The sequence below is a fragment of the Amycolatopsis sp. VC5-11 genome (genome assembly GCF_037034185.1).
Taxonomy (GTDB): domain Bacteria; phylum Actinomycetota; class Actinomycetes; order Mycobacteriales; family Pseudonocardiaceae; genus Amycolatopsis; species Amycolatopsis nivea.
Genome location: NZ_JBAGKF010000004.1, coordinates 436,965 through 450,847 on the forward strand (window position 1 = coordinate 436,965; position 13,883 = coordinate 450,847).

The window sequence follows — 13,883 nt, forward strand, 5'->3', positions numbered from 1 at the left end:
TCCCCGCCGGCCACCGCACCAGGCGTGACCTGCGATTCGCCACCCAGCGGCGATCTCCCGGCCCCGTCCATCACCGGCCCCCGGCGAGTCTCGACAGCACGAACTCGCGCAGCACGTCCAGTTCCGTATCCACCGCCACCTCGATCGGCCGCCCGGTGGACCTGTTCGGGACCGCCCGCCGGTCGACGATCGTCATGCCGCGGGTCGGGCCGAGGCCGGCGTCGATGTCGACCGGGTAGGTCTCCGTGCGCAGGATGCCCGGGCGGATCGCCTCGGCGACGGCCACCGCGTCGTGCATGACGATGCCTTCGTAGCCGAGCACCTGGCGGTAGTGCGCCAGGTAGTCCGGGGTGAACGAGTTCAGCGCCTGCCCGACCGGTCCGGACGCAGCGAGTTTCGCCAGCCACGTGCTGTCGACCGCGCACCGGTGGGTGAGATCGAGGGGGACCATCACGCACGGGACGTCGTCCTCGGCGATCACGCGTCGGGCCGCGTCTGGGTCGGCCCAGATGTTGAATTCGGAGACCGCGGTCGAGTTGCCGAGGGCGATCGCTCCGCCCATCAGGACGATGCGCGCGATCTTCGAACGCACCCCGGGGTGGGCCGCGAGCAGGGCGGCGATGTTCGTGAGCGGGCCGATCGGTGCGATGGTCACTGGTTCGTCCGAGGCTTCGAGCAGCGAGACCATCAGGCTGACCGCGTCGGAATCCTCGAGCGGACGGGTGGCGTCGGGCAGCGAAGCGGCGTGCCCGGAAAGTCCGTCGGAGCCGTGGACGGTGCTCGACCGGTGCAGATCGCGGTACAGGAGCGGCCGCGAGGCCCCCGCGGCGACCGGGACGTCCGGGCGGTCGCACATCTGCAGCAACCGGCGCGCGTTCGCGGTGGTCGTGGCCAGCGGCACGTTGCCGAAGACCGTCGTCACGCCCAGCAGGTCGACGTCCGCCGACCTCGCGGCCAGTGCGATCGCGAAAGCATCATCGACGCCGGGGTCGGTGTCGATGATCAGCTTGGTCCCCATCCTGCTCCCCTTGCGTGTGGCCGGCCGTCGTCCACAGGTTACGGTCAAGGGCATGACGTCGATGTGGGGTGCGCCCGCGTTGTCGCGCGTGCGCGCCTGGCGGCGGGCCCGGCGGGACCCGCACCAGGCGAAGTTCCTGACGGCCGACTCGCTGCGCTGGATCCTGCGCAATCGCGCGTACACGCCGTGGTACCTCGTGCGCTATTACCGGCTGCTGAAATTCCGCATCGCGAACCCGCACATCATCCTGCGCGGCATGCTGTTCCTCGGCAAGAACGTCGAGATCCACTGCCGTCCCGGATACGGCCGGATGGAGATCGGCCGCTGGGTGCACATCGGCGACGGCAACGCCATCCGCTGTCACGAGGGGTCCCTTCGCATCGGCGACAAGTCGGTGTTCGGACGGCAGAACGTGATCAACTGCTATCTCGACATCGAGCTCGGCGCCGCCACGCTCGTCGCCGACTGGGTGTACATCTGCGACTTCGACCACGTGACCGCGGACATCCACGTGCCGATCAAGGACCAGGGCATCGTCAAGTCGCCGGTCCGGATCGGCCCGGACACCTGGCTCGGCACGAAGGTCAGCGTCCTCAAGGGCACGCGCGTCGGCCGCGGCAGCGTGCTCGGTGCGCACGCCGTGGTGCGCGGTGACATCCCGGACTACTCGATCGCGGTTGGTTCACCGGCCCGGGTGGTCCGCAACCGCGAGGACGACTACGCCGCGGATGCGGCCCGGCGTGAGGCCGTCGCGGACATGGCGCGCAAGGCGAACAAGGCACTGCAGAAAACGCTCGGCGACAGCTGACGCCAGCGCGTCGCACGTCGAGTTCGGCGCCGAAAATAACCTGACAGCGTCGATAGCCTCGCCTTATGAGCGAAGCCCTCAGCCGACACGTCGCCGCCTTCAACAACCGTGACCTGCCAGGCCTCCTCGACGGCTTCACCGAGGACGCGGTCTGGATCACCGGCAGCAGCGTCGTGCGCGGACGCGAGGAACTCACCGAGTTGTTCAGCGGTGCCATGGAACAACTTCTTCCGACGCTGAAGGTCGAGAACGTTCTCGCGGACGGTGATCAGATTGCCGCCCAATTGACCGAACGGCTCACCCACAACGGCGAGGACCAGGTTTTCGCCATCGCCGGGTTCTATCGGCTGTCCGGAGACCGCATCAAGTCGGCGAAGATCTACCGCGAGGGCAGCGCCGAACTCGACTGACCGGTGTTGCCGTTTTTTGGCGAATCGCGCTGACCTGCGGGAACGTGAGCCCGTGCGGCCCGATTAGCCGGTCGACGGCAGGGGAGCGGCCTACCTGGACGCCCGTGACTAGGTCCCGGCCAGATGACTCCGACAGCGCCTTCGCCACTACATCGTCGATGAATGCGGTCTTCGCTGAGGTGTAAGCAGCGCGGTCGGTGCGGAAGCGATGGGCGAGTGAGCGCTTCAGCGTTGCGTAGGCCTGCGCGGTGCTCGGGTGGGCGCGCAGGAAGTCCCGGAACGCGAGTACCCGAGCGAGATTCTCGTTGTCGGCTGCGCAGACGTAGAGGTGATGCGGTGGACTGTCCGGAGGCCGAGCGAAGGCTTCTCGACCGGGAATGCCGAGATCGCCTCTAGGCCGATAGCCGATCGCCAGAAAACTGGCGACAACAGCGGGCAGGTCGTCGCGGGTGGCGATCACGACGGCCAGGTCGATGATCGGTTTAGCGGCCAGCTCGGGGACTGCGGTGCTGCCGACGTGCTCGACGCGCTGCGCGAGTCCGCCCACCGCCGCGGTGATGCGGTCGCTGAGGCCGGCGAAGACCTGAGGCCATCGTGGGTCGTAGTCCACGATCTCGACTGGCGCGTCCACTCAGATCGTCCTCTTGGCTCGTGCTCTCGCCGGGCCACCCATCGCCTGGTCACGGCTTCGCACGGCGTCGGGTGGACACCGATGCCTCAGAGCAGGAAATGGAACAACGGACTCCCCGGTTCCACCCGCTCCACCTGCAGCGGGCTCTTCTCCAGCCGCGCCAGCAGTCCGGGCAGGTCCGCGCGCCGCGGGATCTCGACGCCGATCAGCGCCGGCCCGATCTCCCGGTTGTTGCGCTTCACGTACTCGAACCGCGTGATGTCGTCCTCCGGCCCGAGGATTTCGTCAAGGAACCGCCGGAGCGCGCCGGGTTCCTGCGGGAAGCTGACGAGGAAGTAGTGCTTCAGCCCCTCGTGCATCAGCGAGCGTTCGAGGACTTCGCTGTACCGGCTGACGTCGTTGTTGCCGCCGGACACGATGCACACCACCGTCTGCCCCTGCTCGACCTGCACGCTGGTCCCGAGCGAAGCGGCCGCGAGCGCACCTGCGGGTTCGGCGATGATGCCGTCCGACTGGTACATCGACAGCATTTCCGTGCACACCGCGCCCTCGGCGACGGACGTCAGCTCCGCGCCGCTGTCGCGGATCAACGGGAACGTCACCTGACCGGCCTCGCGCACCGCGGCACCGTCCACGAACGGGTCCACCGCGTCGATCCGCACCGGTTCGCCCGCTTCAAGAGCCGCCGCCATGCACATCGCGCCTGCCGGTTCGACGCCGACGACCCGGATGTCCGGATGCCGCTCGCGAACCCACGTCGCGATCCCAGCCAGCAACCCTCCGCCGCCAACAGGCACCACTAGGACATCCGGCACGAAGCCGAGCTGCGAAACCACTTCAAGCGCGACAGTGCCCTGACCCGCGACAGTGCGTACGTCGTCGAACGCTGGCACGAGCGTCGCTCCAGTGCGGTGGGCGTCATCCTTAGCCGCGGCGAAGGCGTCTTCGTACGTCTCGCCGACGACGATGACCTCGATGTGCGCGCCGCCGAGAGCTGCAATGCGTTCACGCTTCTGCCGCGGCGTCGTGCCCGGCACGTACACGCGACCGTTCGCCCCTAAGCGGCGACACGCGTACGCGACGCCTTGTGCGTGGTTGCCCGCGCTCGCGCAGACGACACCGCGCTCCCGCGTCGAATCGTCGAGCTGCACGATGAAGTTGTACGCGCCGCGGATCTTGTACGAGCGGACCGTCTGCTGGTCTTCGCGCTTAAGCCAGACGCGCGCGTCTACGCGGGACGAGAGACGCGCGTTGGGCTCCAGGGGCGTACGTGTGACCACGCCCGCGAGCCGTTCGGCGGCCTGTTCGACCAGTTCTGCGTTCACCGTGTCGATGTCGTGCACTCGGGTGAATGTACTTCGCACCCGGTGAACACGTCCGGGGCACTCACGTCACTGGCCGCGTTCACGTCTTCGGCACCGCCGGGTACGGGACGAAGGTGCTGGTGTTTTCGTCCACCGTGAGCGGTTTGCCGATCGCCGGAAACGCGCGTTGCGAACAAGCGGGCCGGTCGCACACCTTGCACCCCATGCCGATTGGCGTCGCGGCGGCGGGTTCGTCCAGGTCAAGACCGGTCGAGTAGATCAGCCGGCCAGCGTGTCGCAGCTCGCAGCCGAGACCGACGGTGAACGTCTTGCCCGGGCTGCCGTACCCGCCGATATTGCGCGACACCGTCCGCGCGACCCAGAAGTACCGCTTGCCGTCCGGCAGCGCCGCGATCTGCGTGAGGATCTTGCCCGGCGAGGTGAAGGCCTCGTAGATGTTCCACAACGGGCAAGCGCCGCCGACGCGCGAGAAGTGAAAACCGGCCGCTGACTGGCGTTTCGACATGTTCCCGGCCCGGTCGACGCGCACGAACGAGAACGGCACGCCGCGCTGTTTTGGCCGCTGAAGAGTCGACAGCCGGTGGCACGTCGTCTCGAATCCGACGCCGAAGTGGTCGCAAAGGCGCTCGATGTCATACCGGAACTCCTCGGCCGCGGCCAGGAACGGGCTGTACGGCAGGATCAGCGCGCCCGCGAAGTAGTTAGCCAGGCCGACGCGCGCGAGCGTCCGCGCGGCCGGGCCGGAAAACGCCCACGAATCGGCGAGTTCGGTGATCAGATCGTCGTATTCCAGCAACGCGATCTGGGACGCCATCCGGAACGCCTGCTGTCCGACCCGGAGGCTCGGGGCCAGCCGCAACACCCGCGTCGCCGGCTCGTACCGATGCTGTTCACCTGCGGATTCGTTGATGCCCTCGTTCGTCACGTCGACGCCGTAGCGCTGCCACAGCCGTTCCTTGAGCGACCCCAGCACCGACCCGCGCCGCAGCGGGATCTGCGCGGCCATCCGCTCGGCCCGCTCGTCCAGTTCGGCGACGTAGTTCTCCCGCTCGTAGAAGAAGTCGCGGACCTCCTCGTGCGGCAGCGGCGCGGCGGCGCTCCCGTGCAGGCCGAGGCCGTTTTCCGTGGTCAGCGCCGCCGTGCTCTCGACCGCGTTCCGGTAGCTGCGATGCAGTTTCACCAGCGCCTGGGCGATGGACGGCAAGTTGCTGGCCAGGTCGTTCAGCTCGCTCGTGGTCGCTTCGACGCCGACGGCCTCGTCGAGCAGCGCTTCCTTCACATCGGCGACGAGCCGCGAGGTGTCGTTGTTGGCGAAAAACTCCGTGTCGACGCCGAATGCCTGCGTGATCCGCAGCAGCACCGGCACGGTCAGCGGGCGCGAGTTGTGCTCGATCTGATTGAGGTAACTGGGTGAGATCTCGAGCACACGGGCGAGATCCGCCTGGCTCATCGACCGGCTTTCGCGCAGATGCCGCAGCCGCGCCCCGGCGAAAGTTTTGTCCATGAGTGCTCCGTCCGGCCGGAAGGTTTCCGGGCCTGAACGATTACGTGAACGATCAAGCCCGCGAATTTTCGGTGCGGTTGCGAACAGCAGATTCGCAACCTTTGCAACATGCTAGGCAATCTTCGCAGAAATTGGCAAATTGGAGCAGTGGACCGAGTTTTCCCGCTCGTGTCAGGGTCGTGACCAGGCAAGGCGAGCAATCGCAAACTTCGCAACACGGGAGAGTCCGATGACCGAGCAGGCCAATCAGCTCGAGCAGGCGGCGGCCGAGCTGGCCGAGCAGTGGAAGACCGACCCCCGCTGGGCGGGTGTCCAGCGGACCTACTCCGCCGCCGACGTGGTGAAGCTTCGCGGTTCTGTCGTCGAAGAGCACACCCTCGCCCGCCGCGGCGCCGAGAAGCTGTGGGAGCTGCTGCACAGCGAGGACTACGTCCACGCGCTGGGCGCGCTCACCGGCAACCAGGCCGTGCAGCAGGTGCGCGCCGGCCTGAAGGCCATCTACCTGTCCGGCTGGCAGGTCGCCGCCGACGCCAACCTCGCCGGCCAGACCTACCCGGACCAGAGCCTCTACCCGGCCAACTCGGTCCCGGCCGTCGTCCGCCGCATCAACAACGCGCTGGGCCGCGCCGACCAGATCAACTGGGCCGAGGGCAACGGCGACATCGACTGGTTCGCCCCGATCGTCGCCGACGCGGAAGCCGGCTTCGGCGGTCCGCTGAACGCGTTCGAGCTGATGAAGGGCATGATCGCGGCCGGTGCCGCGGGCGTGCACTGGGAAGACCAGCTCGCGTCCGAGAAGAAGTGCGGCCACCTCGGCGGCAAGGTCCTCATCCCGACCAAGCAGCACGAGCGCACCCTGAACGCCGCCCGTCTCGCCGCCGACGTGCTGAACGTGCCGTCCCTGGTCGTCGCCCGCACCGACGCCCAGGCCGCGACCCTGCTGACCAGCGACGTCGACGAGCGCGACCGCAAGTACCTCACCGGCGGCCGCACCTCCGAGGGCTTCTACGAGGTCAACAACGGCATCGAGCCGTGCATCGACCGCGGCCTGGCCTACGCGCAGTACGCCGACCTGCTGTGGATGGAGACCTCCACGCCGGACCTCGAGGTCGCCCGCAAGTACGCCGAGGCGATCAAGGCGCAGTACCCGGACCAGATGCTGGCCTACAACTGCTCGCCGTCGTTCAACTGGAAGAAGCACCTCGACGACGACACCATCGCGCGGTTCCAGCGCGAGCTCGGCGCCATGGGCTACAAGTTCCAGTTCATCACGCTGGCCGGTTTCCACGCGCTGAACTACTCGATGTTCGACCTGGCGCACGGCTACGCCCGCAACGGCATGAGCGCCTACGTCGACCTGCAGGAGCGCGAGTTCGCTTCGGAGGAGCGCGGCTACACCGCGACGAAGCACCAGCGCGAGGTCGGCACCGGCTGGTTCGACCTGGTGTCCACCGCGCTGAACCCGGAGAGCTCGACCACCGCGCTCAAGGGTTCGACCGAAGAAGACCAGTTCCACTGACGCACCCCGCGGGCCGGCGATTCCGGTCGCCGGCCCGCCCCTTCCCTTTCCCCCTTCGCGGAGGTACGAGATGGCTGACACGTTGAACACCCGCATCGAGGTCACCGGGCCCGCCGATGGCCGCTTCGCCGAGATCCTCACCCCGGCAGCACTGGACTTCGTAGCCAAACTCGACAACACCTTCGCCGGACGCCGCCGCGAACTCCTCGACGAGCGCCGCCGCCGTCGCGAGCGGCTGCAGTCGGGGGAGGAGCAGCTGGACTTCCTGCCCGAAACGCGGGCGATCCGGTCGGACGAGAGCTGGCACATCGCCCCCGTCGCGCCCGGTCTGGAGGACCGCCGCGTCGAGATCACCGGCCCGACCGACCGGAAGATGACGGTCAACGCGCTCAACTCCGGCGCGAAGGTGTGGCTGGCGGACTTCGAGGACGCGACGTCGCCGACCTGGCACAACGTCGTCGACGGCCAGCTCAACCTGTTCGACGCCATCCGCCGCAACATCGACTTCACCACCGAGGCCGGCAAGCGCTACACGATCGGCGACGACCCGGCGACGATCGTCGCCCGCCCCCGCGGCTGGCACCTGGTCGAGAAGCACATCCGCATCGACGGCCGCCCGGTTTCGGCGAGCCTCGTGGACTTCGGCCTGTACTTATTCCACAACGCCCGGCAGCTTTTGGCGCGCGGCAGCGGCCCGTACTTCTACCTGCCGAAGCTGGAAAGCCACCAGGAAGCGCGCCTGTGGAACGACGTGTTCCTGCTGGCGCAGAAGGAACTCGGCATCCCGCGCGGCACCATCCGCGCGACCGTGCTGATCGAGACGATCACCGCGGCCTTCGAGATGGACGAGATCCTCTACGAACTCCGCGAGCACGCGGCCGGCCTGAACGCCGGACGGTGGGACTACATCTTCAGCGTCATCAAGAACTTCTCCGCGCACGGCGCCGACTTCGTGCTGCCGGACCGTGCCCAGGTGACGATGACGGTCCCCTTCATGCGCGCCTACACCGAACTGCTCGTCAGCACCTGCCACCGCCGCGGGGCCCACGCGATCGGCGGGATGGCCGCGTTCATCCCGAGCAAGGACCCGGTCACCAACGAGAACGCGCTCGAGAAGGTCCGCCAGGACAAGGAACGCGAGGCCGGCGACGGCTTCGACGGCTCCTGGGTCGCGCACCCCGGCCTGGTCCCGGTGTGCCGCGAGGTGTTCGACCAGGTGCTCGGCGGCTGGCCGAACCAGCTCGGCAAGCTGCGTGAAGACGTGACTGTCGACGCTTCGGACCTGCTCGACGTCGCGAGCGCCGGCGGCGAGGTCACCGAAGCGGGCGTGCGGGCGAACATCAATGTCGCCCTCCGCTACATCGACTCCTGGCTGCGAGGCACCGGCGCCGCGGCGATCCACAACCTCATGGAGGACGCCGCGACGGCGGAGATCGCGCGGTGCCAGGTGTGGCAGTGGATCCGCAACGGCACGAAGCTCGAGGACGGCACGGCGCTGACCCACGAGCTGGCCGTCGAATTCCTGGACGACGAACTGACGAAGGTCCGCACGGACCTCGGCTCGTCGGCCCGCCTCGACGACGCCCGCGCGATCTTCACCGAGACCGCCCTCGGCGAGAAGCTGCCGAGCTTCCTCACGACTGTCGCCTACGCCCGCTACCTGACCGAGCGGTGACAGGCTCCGGTCGCCAGTGACCTGACCACCGGCGACCGGTTACCCAGCACCACATTTTGGGATGGTGCAGGGGACGGGTCCGGTGGCGGAGGCTCCCCGCCACCGGACCCGGGTCTTTCCGGACCCGCGCTCCTTCGCTGTTGAGCGGCGAGGGGCGCGGGTTTTCGGCTTCGCGGGTTTTCGATGCTTCGGGCTTGGCCGTGGCTTGGCTTCTCGCTCACTTCCGCACGCACGCTGCCCGAACCCCGGGTGCTGTTCGGGTCGGCGGTGTCGTGGCCGCTCAGTGGCGAACCCCGCGTACGCCCCAGGTCGCGCTTGATCTCGCCTCTCGTCGCGGATCAAGCCGATCACCGCTGCCAGTTCGACCGCGTTACCCAGTTCGGACCCGCGCTCCAGCCCCGACGCCCGATGTCGCCGAGTCCCTGACACGCCCGCGCCGGATGGATTTCGCCCGCTCTCTTCAACCGGTCTCCAGCCCCTTGACCACGCTCAGCCATCGCTCCTCGAACGGCCTATCCCACGGAGATCTCGGCTCCTAACCCGGTCCGCCCGATAACGCGAACGAGCTGCGCCGATCTGCCCGACTCCGCCGTCGCCCGGCCGAACCACCGTTGCCGCTCAATGGCGAATGCCTGGTAGACGCCCATTTCAAGCCTTCGATCGCCCTCCTGGCCACGACGGCTCCCTTCCGCGGCAGGCACCCGAAGCCGCGCCGTCCAACTGCCGAACACACCTTGCCTATTTGATTCGACATACATATATTGCACATGTAACTACCTGGGGGAGCGTCGCCGGCGAGGGTGCCGGGCAGCTTCCGATCTGACTCGCATCCGGAGAAACCCATGCATTGGCTTTACCTCGGCATCGCTGTGCTCTTCGAGATCGCCTTCGCGCTCGGAGCCAACGCCACGGACGGGTTCACCAAGCTGTGGCCGTCGGTGTTCACGCTGGTCATGGCGGCCGGCGGCATCTTCTTCCTCAGCCGGGCCCTGCTGACCCTCGACGTCGGCGTCGGCTACGCGATCTGGACCGGTCTCGGCTCGGTGGGCATCGTGCTGCTGGGCGCGCTGATCTTCAAAGAGAAGCTCAACTGGCGCAAGCTCATCGGCTTCGGCCTGGTGATCTGCGGCATCATCGGTCTCCAGCTAACCGGTGCCTGACGCTCCTCTTCCCGCTCCCGAAAGGATTTCCGCCGTGTCCGTTCAGCCCGAAGCAGCACCAGCCATCACACCGGAGAGTACGCAGACTAATCGCCGAGCATGGGGCATCCTTCTCTTCGCCGGAGTCTGCGAAATCGCGTTCGCCGTCAGCACGGACGGCAGCCGAGGCTTCACCAACCTGCCGTGGTCGATCGCCACGGTGATTACGGCCGCCGCAACGATTTTCACGCTCAGCCTGGCCTTGCGCACCATCGACGTCGGCGTCGGCTACGCGGTCTGGACGGGTATCGGCGCGAGCGGCGCCGCGATCTTCGGCGCGATCATCTTCGGCGAAAGTCTGGGACCGCTGCGCATCCTGTTCCTGGCAGTGATCATCACCGGCGTCATCTGCCTCAAACTCGCCGGCGGATCCACCGATTCGGCGAAGGCTGACGACTGACCGTATCCAGCCCGACGTCCCGCCAAATCCGCCAGTTGGCAGCGAATCTGCCTAACTCTGGCGGCGGGCACCGTCAGCACGTTTTCGTCACTACGCTGCACCATTGCTTGCGACGAACCTGGAGGCCAGCCAATGCCGATGGCGACCGTCAACGACCGCCCGCTCTTCTTCGCCGACACCGGGGGAGACGGACCGGTCTTGCTCCTGGGACACGGCTACTTCCTGGACCACTCAACGTTCTCGCCGCAAGCAGCGGTGCTCGCGCCCACGTGGCGCCTGATCACCTGGGACGCCCGCGGCCACGGGCAAACCCCGGATGACGACCCCGGCACCTCATACACCTATTGGGACCAAGCCCGAGACGCGCTCGGCCTGCTCGACCACCTGGGCATCGAACGCGCCGTCGCAGGCGGACTGTCCCAAGGCGGATTCACCGCGCTACGAATCGCTTTGCTGGCACCCGAACGGGTCGCAGGCCTGGTGCTCTGGGACACCGAAGCAACACCGTGCGACCCAGCCGACAAAGCAGCCTACGGCGGCATGTTCGCCGCATTGCGCGAGTACGGACCAATCGATGACCTCATCGTACCGTTGTCGACACAGCTGCTCGGAGAATCCGACCTGCGTGACGAGTTGCGCGCACGATGGCGTGCCGAACCCGCACTGCCGCTAGGCCCAGCCGCGCACTGCCTGCTGGAACGAGACGACGTCTCGCCCCGACTGAACGAAATCACCTGCCCGGCGTTGCTGATGTGGGGCGAGCAAGACGTTTCCCTTCCGCGCGACCGTATGGACCTGCTGAGCGAACGCCTCCCGAACGCCGGCGAGGTGCACGTAATCCGCGGCGCGGCCCACACCCCAACTCTGACTCATCCAGAGCAGGTCAACCCGTTGCTGCAACAGTTCCTGCAGACGCTGGCCTGACCGGTACCACCGAGCGGCCGAGACTGCTCACGTAGCCAGAAAACCCGAATTCTCCCATCTCCCAGCGCCATGCAGACCACCGCGATCTCCGGACATGAGAGGCTTGACGAACGCACAATTGCATGCACGCACATGTGCTATACAAGAGGTCTCGGCGTCACTTCTCGACGCTGGACAAGGCTTTGCCGGAGAGGTCGTTCGCGTGACCACCACACCTTCCCCTGGCCGCAAGCAGGCCGGTGCGAAACTCACCACCCTCGGCGCGATGTGGCCCCGCATGATGGCCCTTCGCAGCCGGATCGACCATGAGGTCGAGCAAGCCCTGCAACGCCAGTTGCACCTGGGCTTCTCGGAATTCGTCGCCCTGATGTCGCTGGCCGATCGCCCCGACGGCGAACTCCGCATGCAGGAGCTCGCGGACGCGACGTCACTCAACCAGAGCTCCGCGACCCGCCTGGTGGGCCGGCTCGAGCGGACCGGTCTGACCGAACGACGTCTCTGCGAATACGACCGCCGAGGCGTCTACACCGGAATCACCGACGCCGGACGAGCCACGTTGCGCAAAGCCGTCCCGGTCTACGAAGCAGCCTTGGCGAACGCTTTCGACCGCGTGGCAGCGGACCCCGATTACCGCGACCTCATCGCCGCCGTCGATCCCCGCTGAAAGCGCTCTGACCAGGTATTCGCCACTGAACGGCGAATCTCGCCGACCACCTGCGACCAGCGTTTAACTTACACCTCGAACGCATTGCCAGTCGCGATCTTCGGCCGTCCCAACTCTACCGGTTCGCCGACCCGAGCCCGCCGATAAACCTCGACGGTCGCCTCAGCGATCCGTCCCCAGTCGAAGTCCGCGCCCAGCCGGGCCTGTGCTGCACGCGCGCGCCGGGTCGCAGCCGGGACGTCGCTCAAGACAGTCGTCACGGATGAGGCGAGACCCGCGACGTCACCTGGCGCGAAGGCCAAGCCGGTCTCCCCGTCGATGACAACCTCGCCGAGCCCGCCCGCGGTCGACGCCACCAACGGCGCTTTCGCGGCAGCAGCCTCCAGCGCGACAATCCCGAACGGCTCATACCGGCTCGGCAGCACGACCGCATCGGCCGCAGCGAGGAGAGCTCGCAGGTCGCGGTCGGAAAGATGACCGACGAAGTCCACCGCCCGGCGAATCCGCAGCTTTCGAGCCTGCGCGACGAGTTCGTCGTGATGTCGCCCTTTACCGGCGACGACCACCCGAGTCCCCGGAAACCGTCGGCGGATCCGGGGCAGCGCGGCCAGCAGGTCTTGCACGCCTTTTTCCCACTCAAGCCGGCCGAAGAACAGCAGGAACGGAGCCCCGTCCGGGCTGTGCTGCTCCCGCATCCTCGCGACCTCGCTGGACGACACGCGCCAGCTGCGCCCCTCGATGCCGTTGTGGATCACCGCGACGTCAGCAGGGTCGATCTCGAAGAGGTGCGCGACCTCCTTGCGCATGGCCTGCGAACAGGTGATCACCGCGTCGGCGCGGTTGGCCAGCCACCATTCGACCGAATGCACCTGCTGGTTGAGCGGATGCGACAGCCACCCCGAATGCCGGCCCGCTTCGGTCGCGTGGATCGTCCCGACGAGCGGCACCCGGGCAGCCTCGGCGACCGCGATCGCCGGATGCGTGACCAGCCAGTCGTGGGCATGGACGACGTCGGGTTGCCACGTGCGGAGCAAATCCTGCGCCGCCCGGATCATGGCGTGGCCCATGGCGAGGGTCCACGCGACGAGATCCCGCTCGAAAGTCAGGTGCATCGGATCCTCGGCCACGCGGACGACCCGGACCCCCTCGATGACCCGATCGCTGCGCGGATGTGTCGAGGCGTCGGTGCCCGCGGTGTGCCGGCAGAGGACGACGACGTCGTGGCCCTGCTGCGCGAGGTGCCTCGCCAGCGCGTGAACGTGCCGGGCCAGCCCGCCGATGACCACCGGCGGGTACTCCCAGGACAACATCAGCACGCGCATGGCCCGAGGTTACTCGCCAGTCGCTTACCCCGGGGCGGCCGCCCGAACGACCGGCGGAAAGCCTCGCCTTCTGCTGGCGAAAAAGTGCCTGAGCAGGCAAGAACGAGCTGGTCAGAGCGTTTCGCCAAAAAACGGCAAAAGGTCCGCGCAGCCGCTCCGACGGCTCGCGACCACCGCATCCCCGCAGCTCAGCACCCCGCCGCGGTCCGCAGGGAGCACCAGGCCGAATACATACGTTCCTGCTGCAGCCACCCACCGCGACCAGCAACCCTCACGCGCCGCGGCACGCCTACTGCGCCCGCGGGCGAAGCGCGCTGACGAGCTGCTGACCAGCGATTAGCCACTCAGTGGCGATGAGGTTGTCGACGGCATCTCCACCGTCTCGCCGGGGGACCCCCCACCGAGGACCAGTTGCCAGCCAGCGACCACCGACAGCCGACATGACCGTCGCGCAGGGCCTGGGTCGTCGGCTGCCCAGGTGGCG

13 protein-coding genes are annotated in these 13,883 nt (G+C 67.5%); 8 read left to right on the top strand and 5 right to left on the bottom strand.

Going from position 1 to position 13,883, the window contains the following annotated elements; genetic code table 11:
- Positions 1-70: 70 nt before the first annotated feature.
- Complete coding sequence (locus WA670_RS16965; protein ID WP_336158260.1) at positions 71-1,018, bottom strand: nucleoside hydrolase; 948 nt, start codon at positions 1,016-1,018, stop codon at positions 71-73.
- A 52-nt stretch (positions 1,019-1,070) separates the two neighbouring features.
- On the opposite strand from WA670_RS16965, the gene WA670_RS16970 reads away from it, so the two are divergent.
- A complete protein-coding gene (locus WA670_RS16970; RefSeq protein ID WP_037712791.1) occupies positions 1,071-1,826 on the top strand; it encodes an acyltransferase in 756 nt (251 codons plus the stop codon).
- A gap of 65 nt (positions 1,827-1,891) precedes the next feature.
- Positions 1,892-2,236, top strand: coding sequence for a nuclear transport factor 2 family protein (locus WA670_RS16975; RefSeq protein ID WP_238607926.1), 345 nt, complete (start codon positions 1,892-1,894; stop codon positions 2,234-2,236).
- Here the strand turns inward: WA670_RS16975 and WA670_RS16980 are convergent.
- The 3 genes from WA670_RS16980 to WA670_RS16990 form a co-directional block, all read right to left on the bottom strand.
- The gene (locus WA670_RS16980; protein ID WP_238607925.1) at positions 2,190-2,867 is read right to left on the bottom strand and encodes a GrpB family protein; all 678 of its coding nucleotides are present in this window, start codon (positions 2,865-2,867) and stop codon (positions 2,190-2,192) included. The genes WA670_RS16975 and WA670_RS16980 overlap by 47 nt on opposite strands.
- 86 nt (positions 2,868-2,953) lie before the next feature.
- Positions 2,954-4,210 (bottom strand): threonine ammonia-lyase IlvA, encoded by a 1,257-nt coding sequence (gene ilvA, locus WA670_RS16985; protein ID WP_336158261.1) that lies wholly within the window; start codon positions 4,208-4,210, stop codon positions 2,954-2,956.
- Between the two features lie 61 nt (positions 4,211-4,271).
- Positions 4,272-5,696: a short-chain fatty acyl-CoA regulator family protein gene (locus tag WA670_RS16990; protein ID WP_037811830.1), complete on the bottom strand. Its 1,425-nt coding sequence runs from the start codon at positions 5,694-5,696 to the stop codon at positions 4,272-4,274.
- A 229-nt stretch (positions 5,697-5,925) separates the two neighbouring features.
- Here WA670_RS16990 and aceA point away from each other — a divergent pair, with 229 nt between their 5' ends.
- The 6 genes from aceA to WA670_RS17020 all read left to right on the top strand — a co-directional run bounded on the left by aceA (position 5,926) and on the right by WA670_RS17020 (position 12,077).
- Positions 5,926-7,215 (top strand): isocitrate lyase, encoded by a 1,290-nt coding sequence (gene aceA, locus WA670_RS16995; RefSeq protein ID WP_037811829.1) that lies wholly within the window; start codon positions 5,926-5,928, stop codon positions 7,213-7,215.
- Positions 7,216-7,285: 70 nt separating this feature from the next.
- The gene (gene aceB, locus WA670_RS17000; protein ID WP_336158262.1) at positions 7,286-8,890 is read left to right on the top strand and encodes a malate synthase A; all 1,605 of its coding nucleotides are present in this window, start codon (positions 7,286-7,288) and stop codon (positions 8,888-8,890) included.
- A gap of 842 nt (positions 8,891-9,732) precedes the next feature.
- Positions 9,733-10,050, top strand: coding sequence for a DMT family transporter (locus WA670_RS17005; RefSeq protein ID WP_037811827.1), 318 nt, complete (start codon positions 9,733-9,735; stop codon positions 10,048-10,050).
- 34 nt (positions 10,051-10,084) lie between these two features.
- Positions 10,085-10,489: a DMT family transporter gene (locus tag WA670_RS17010; protein ID WP_051728875.1), complete on the top strand. Its 405-nt coding sequence runs from the start codon at positions 10,085-10,087 to the stop codon at positions 10,487-10,489.
- Positions 10,490-10,621: 132 nt separating this feature from the next.
- On the top strand, positions 10,622-11,413 hold the full coding sequence (locus WA670_RS17015; RefSeq protein ID WP_037811825.1) for an alpha/beta fold hydrolase: 792 nt from the start codon (positions 10,622-10,624) through the stop codon (positions 11,411-11,413).
- 202 nt (positions 11,414-11,615) lie between these two features.
- Positions 11,616-12,077 carry a MarR family winged helix-turn-helix transcriptional regulator gene (locus tag WA670_RS17020; RefSeq protein ID WP_134665620.1) on the top strand — a complete coding sequence of 154 codons (462 nt, stop codon included), beginning with the start codon at positions 11,616-11,618 and terminating at the stop codon, positions 12,075-12,077.
- Between the two features lie 68 nt (positions 12,078-12,145).
- Here the strand turns inward: WA670_RS17020 and WA670_RS17025 are convergent, their stop codons facing one another.
- Positions 12,146-13,399, bottom strand: coding sequence for a glycosyltransferase family 4 protein (locus WA670_RS17025; RefSeq protein ID WP_037811824.1), 1,254 nt, complete (start codon positions 13,397-13,399; stop codon positions 12,146-12,148).
- Between the last annotated feature and the right edge of the window lie 484 nt (positions 13,400-13,883).

What these genes read in the sequence shown, in the direction of transcription:
- WA670_RS16965 (WP_336158260.1), bottom strand. Translation starts at nt 1,018, where the DNA reads ATGGGGACCAAGCTGATCATCGACACCGACCCCGGCGTCGATGATGCT.
- WA670_RS16970 (WP_037712791.1), top strand. Translation starts at nt 1,071, where the DNA reads ATGACGTCGATGTGGGGTGCGCCCGCGTTGTCGCGCGTGCGCGCCTGG.
- WA670_RS16975 (WP_238607926.1), top strand. Translation starts at nt 1,892, where the DNA reads ATGAGCGAAGCCCTCAGCCGACACGTCGCCGCCTTCAACAACCGTGAC.
- WA670_RS16990 (WP_037811830.1), bottom strand. Translation starts at nt 5,696, where the DNA reads ATGGACAAAACTTTCGCCGGGGCGCGGCTGCGGCATCTGCGCGAAAGC.
- aceA (WP_037811829.1), top strand. Translation starts at nt 5,926, where the DNA reads ATGACCGAGCAGGCCAATCAGCTCGAGCAGGCGGCGGCCGAGCTGGCC.
- aceB (WP_336158262.1), top strand. Translation starts at nt 7,286, where the DNA reads ATGGCTGACACGTTGAACACCCGCATCGAGGTCACCGGGCCCGCCGAT.
- WA670_RS17005 (WP_037811827.1), top strand. Translation starts at nt 9,733, where the DNA reads ATGCATTGGCTTTACCTCGGCATCGCTGTGCTCTTCGAGATCGCCTTC.
- WA670_RS17015 (WP_037811825.1), top strand. Translation starts at nt 10,622, where the DNA reads ATGCCGATGGCGACCGTCAACGACCGCCCGCTCTTCTTCGCCGACACC.
- WA670_RS17025 (WP_037811824.1), bottom strand. Translation starts at nt 13,399, where the DNA reads ATGCGCGTGCTGATGTTGTCCTGGGAGTACCCGCCGGTGGTCATCGGC.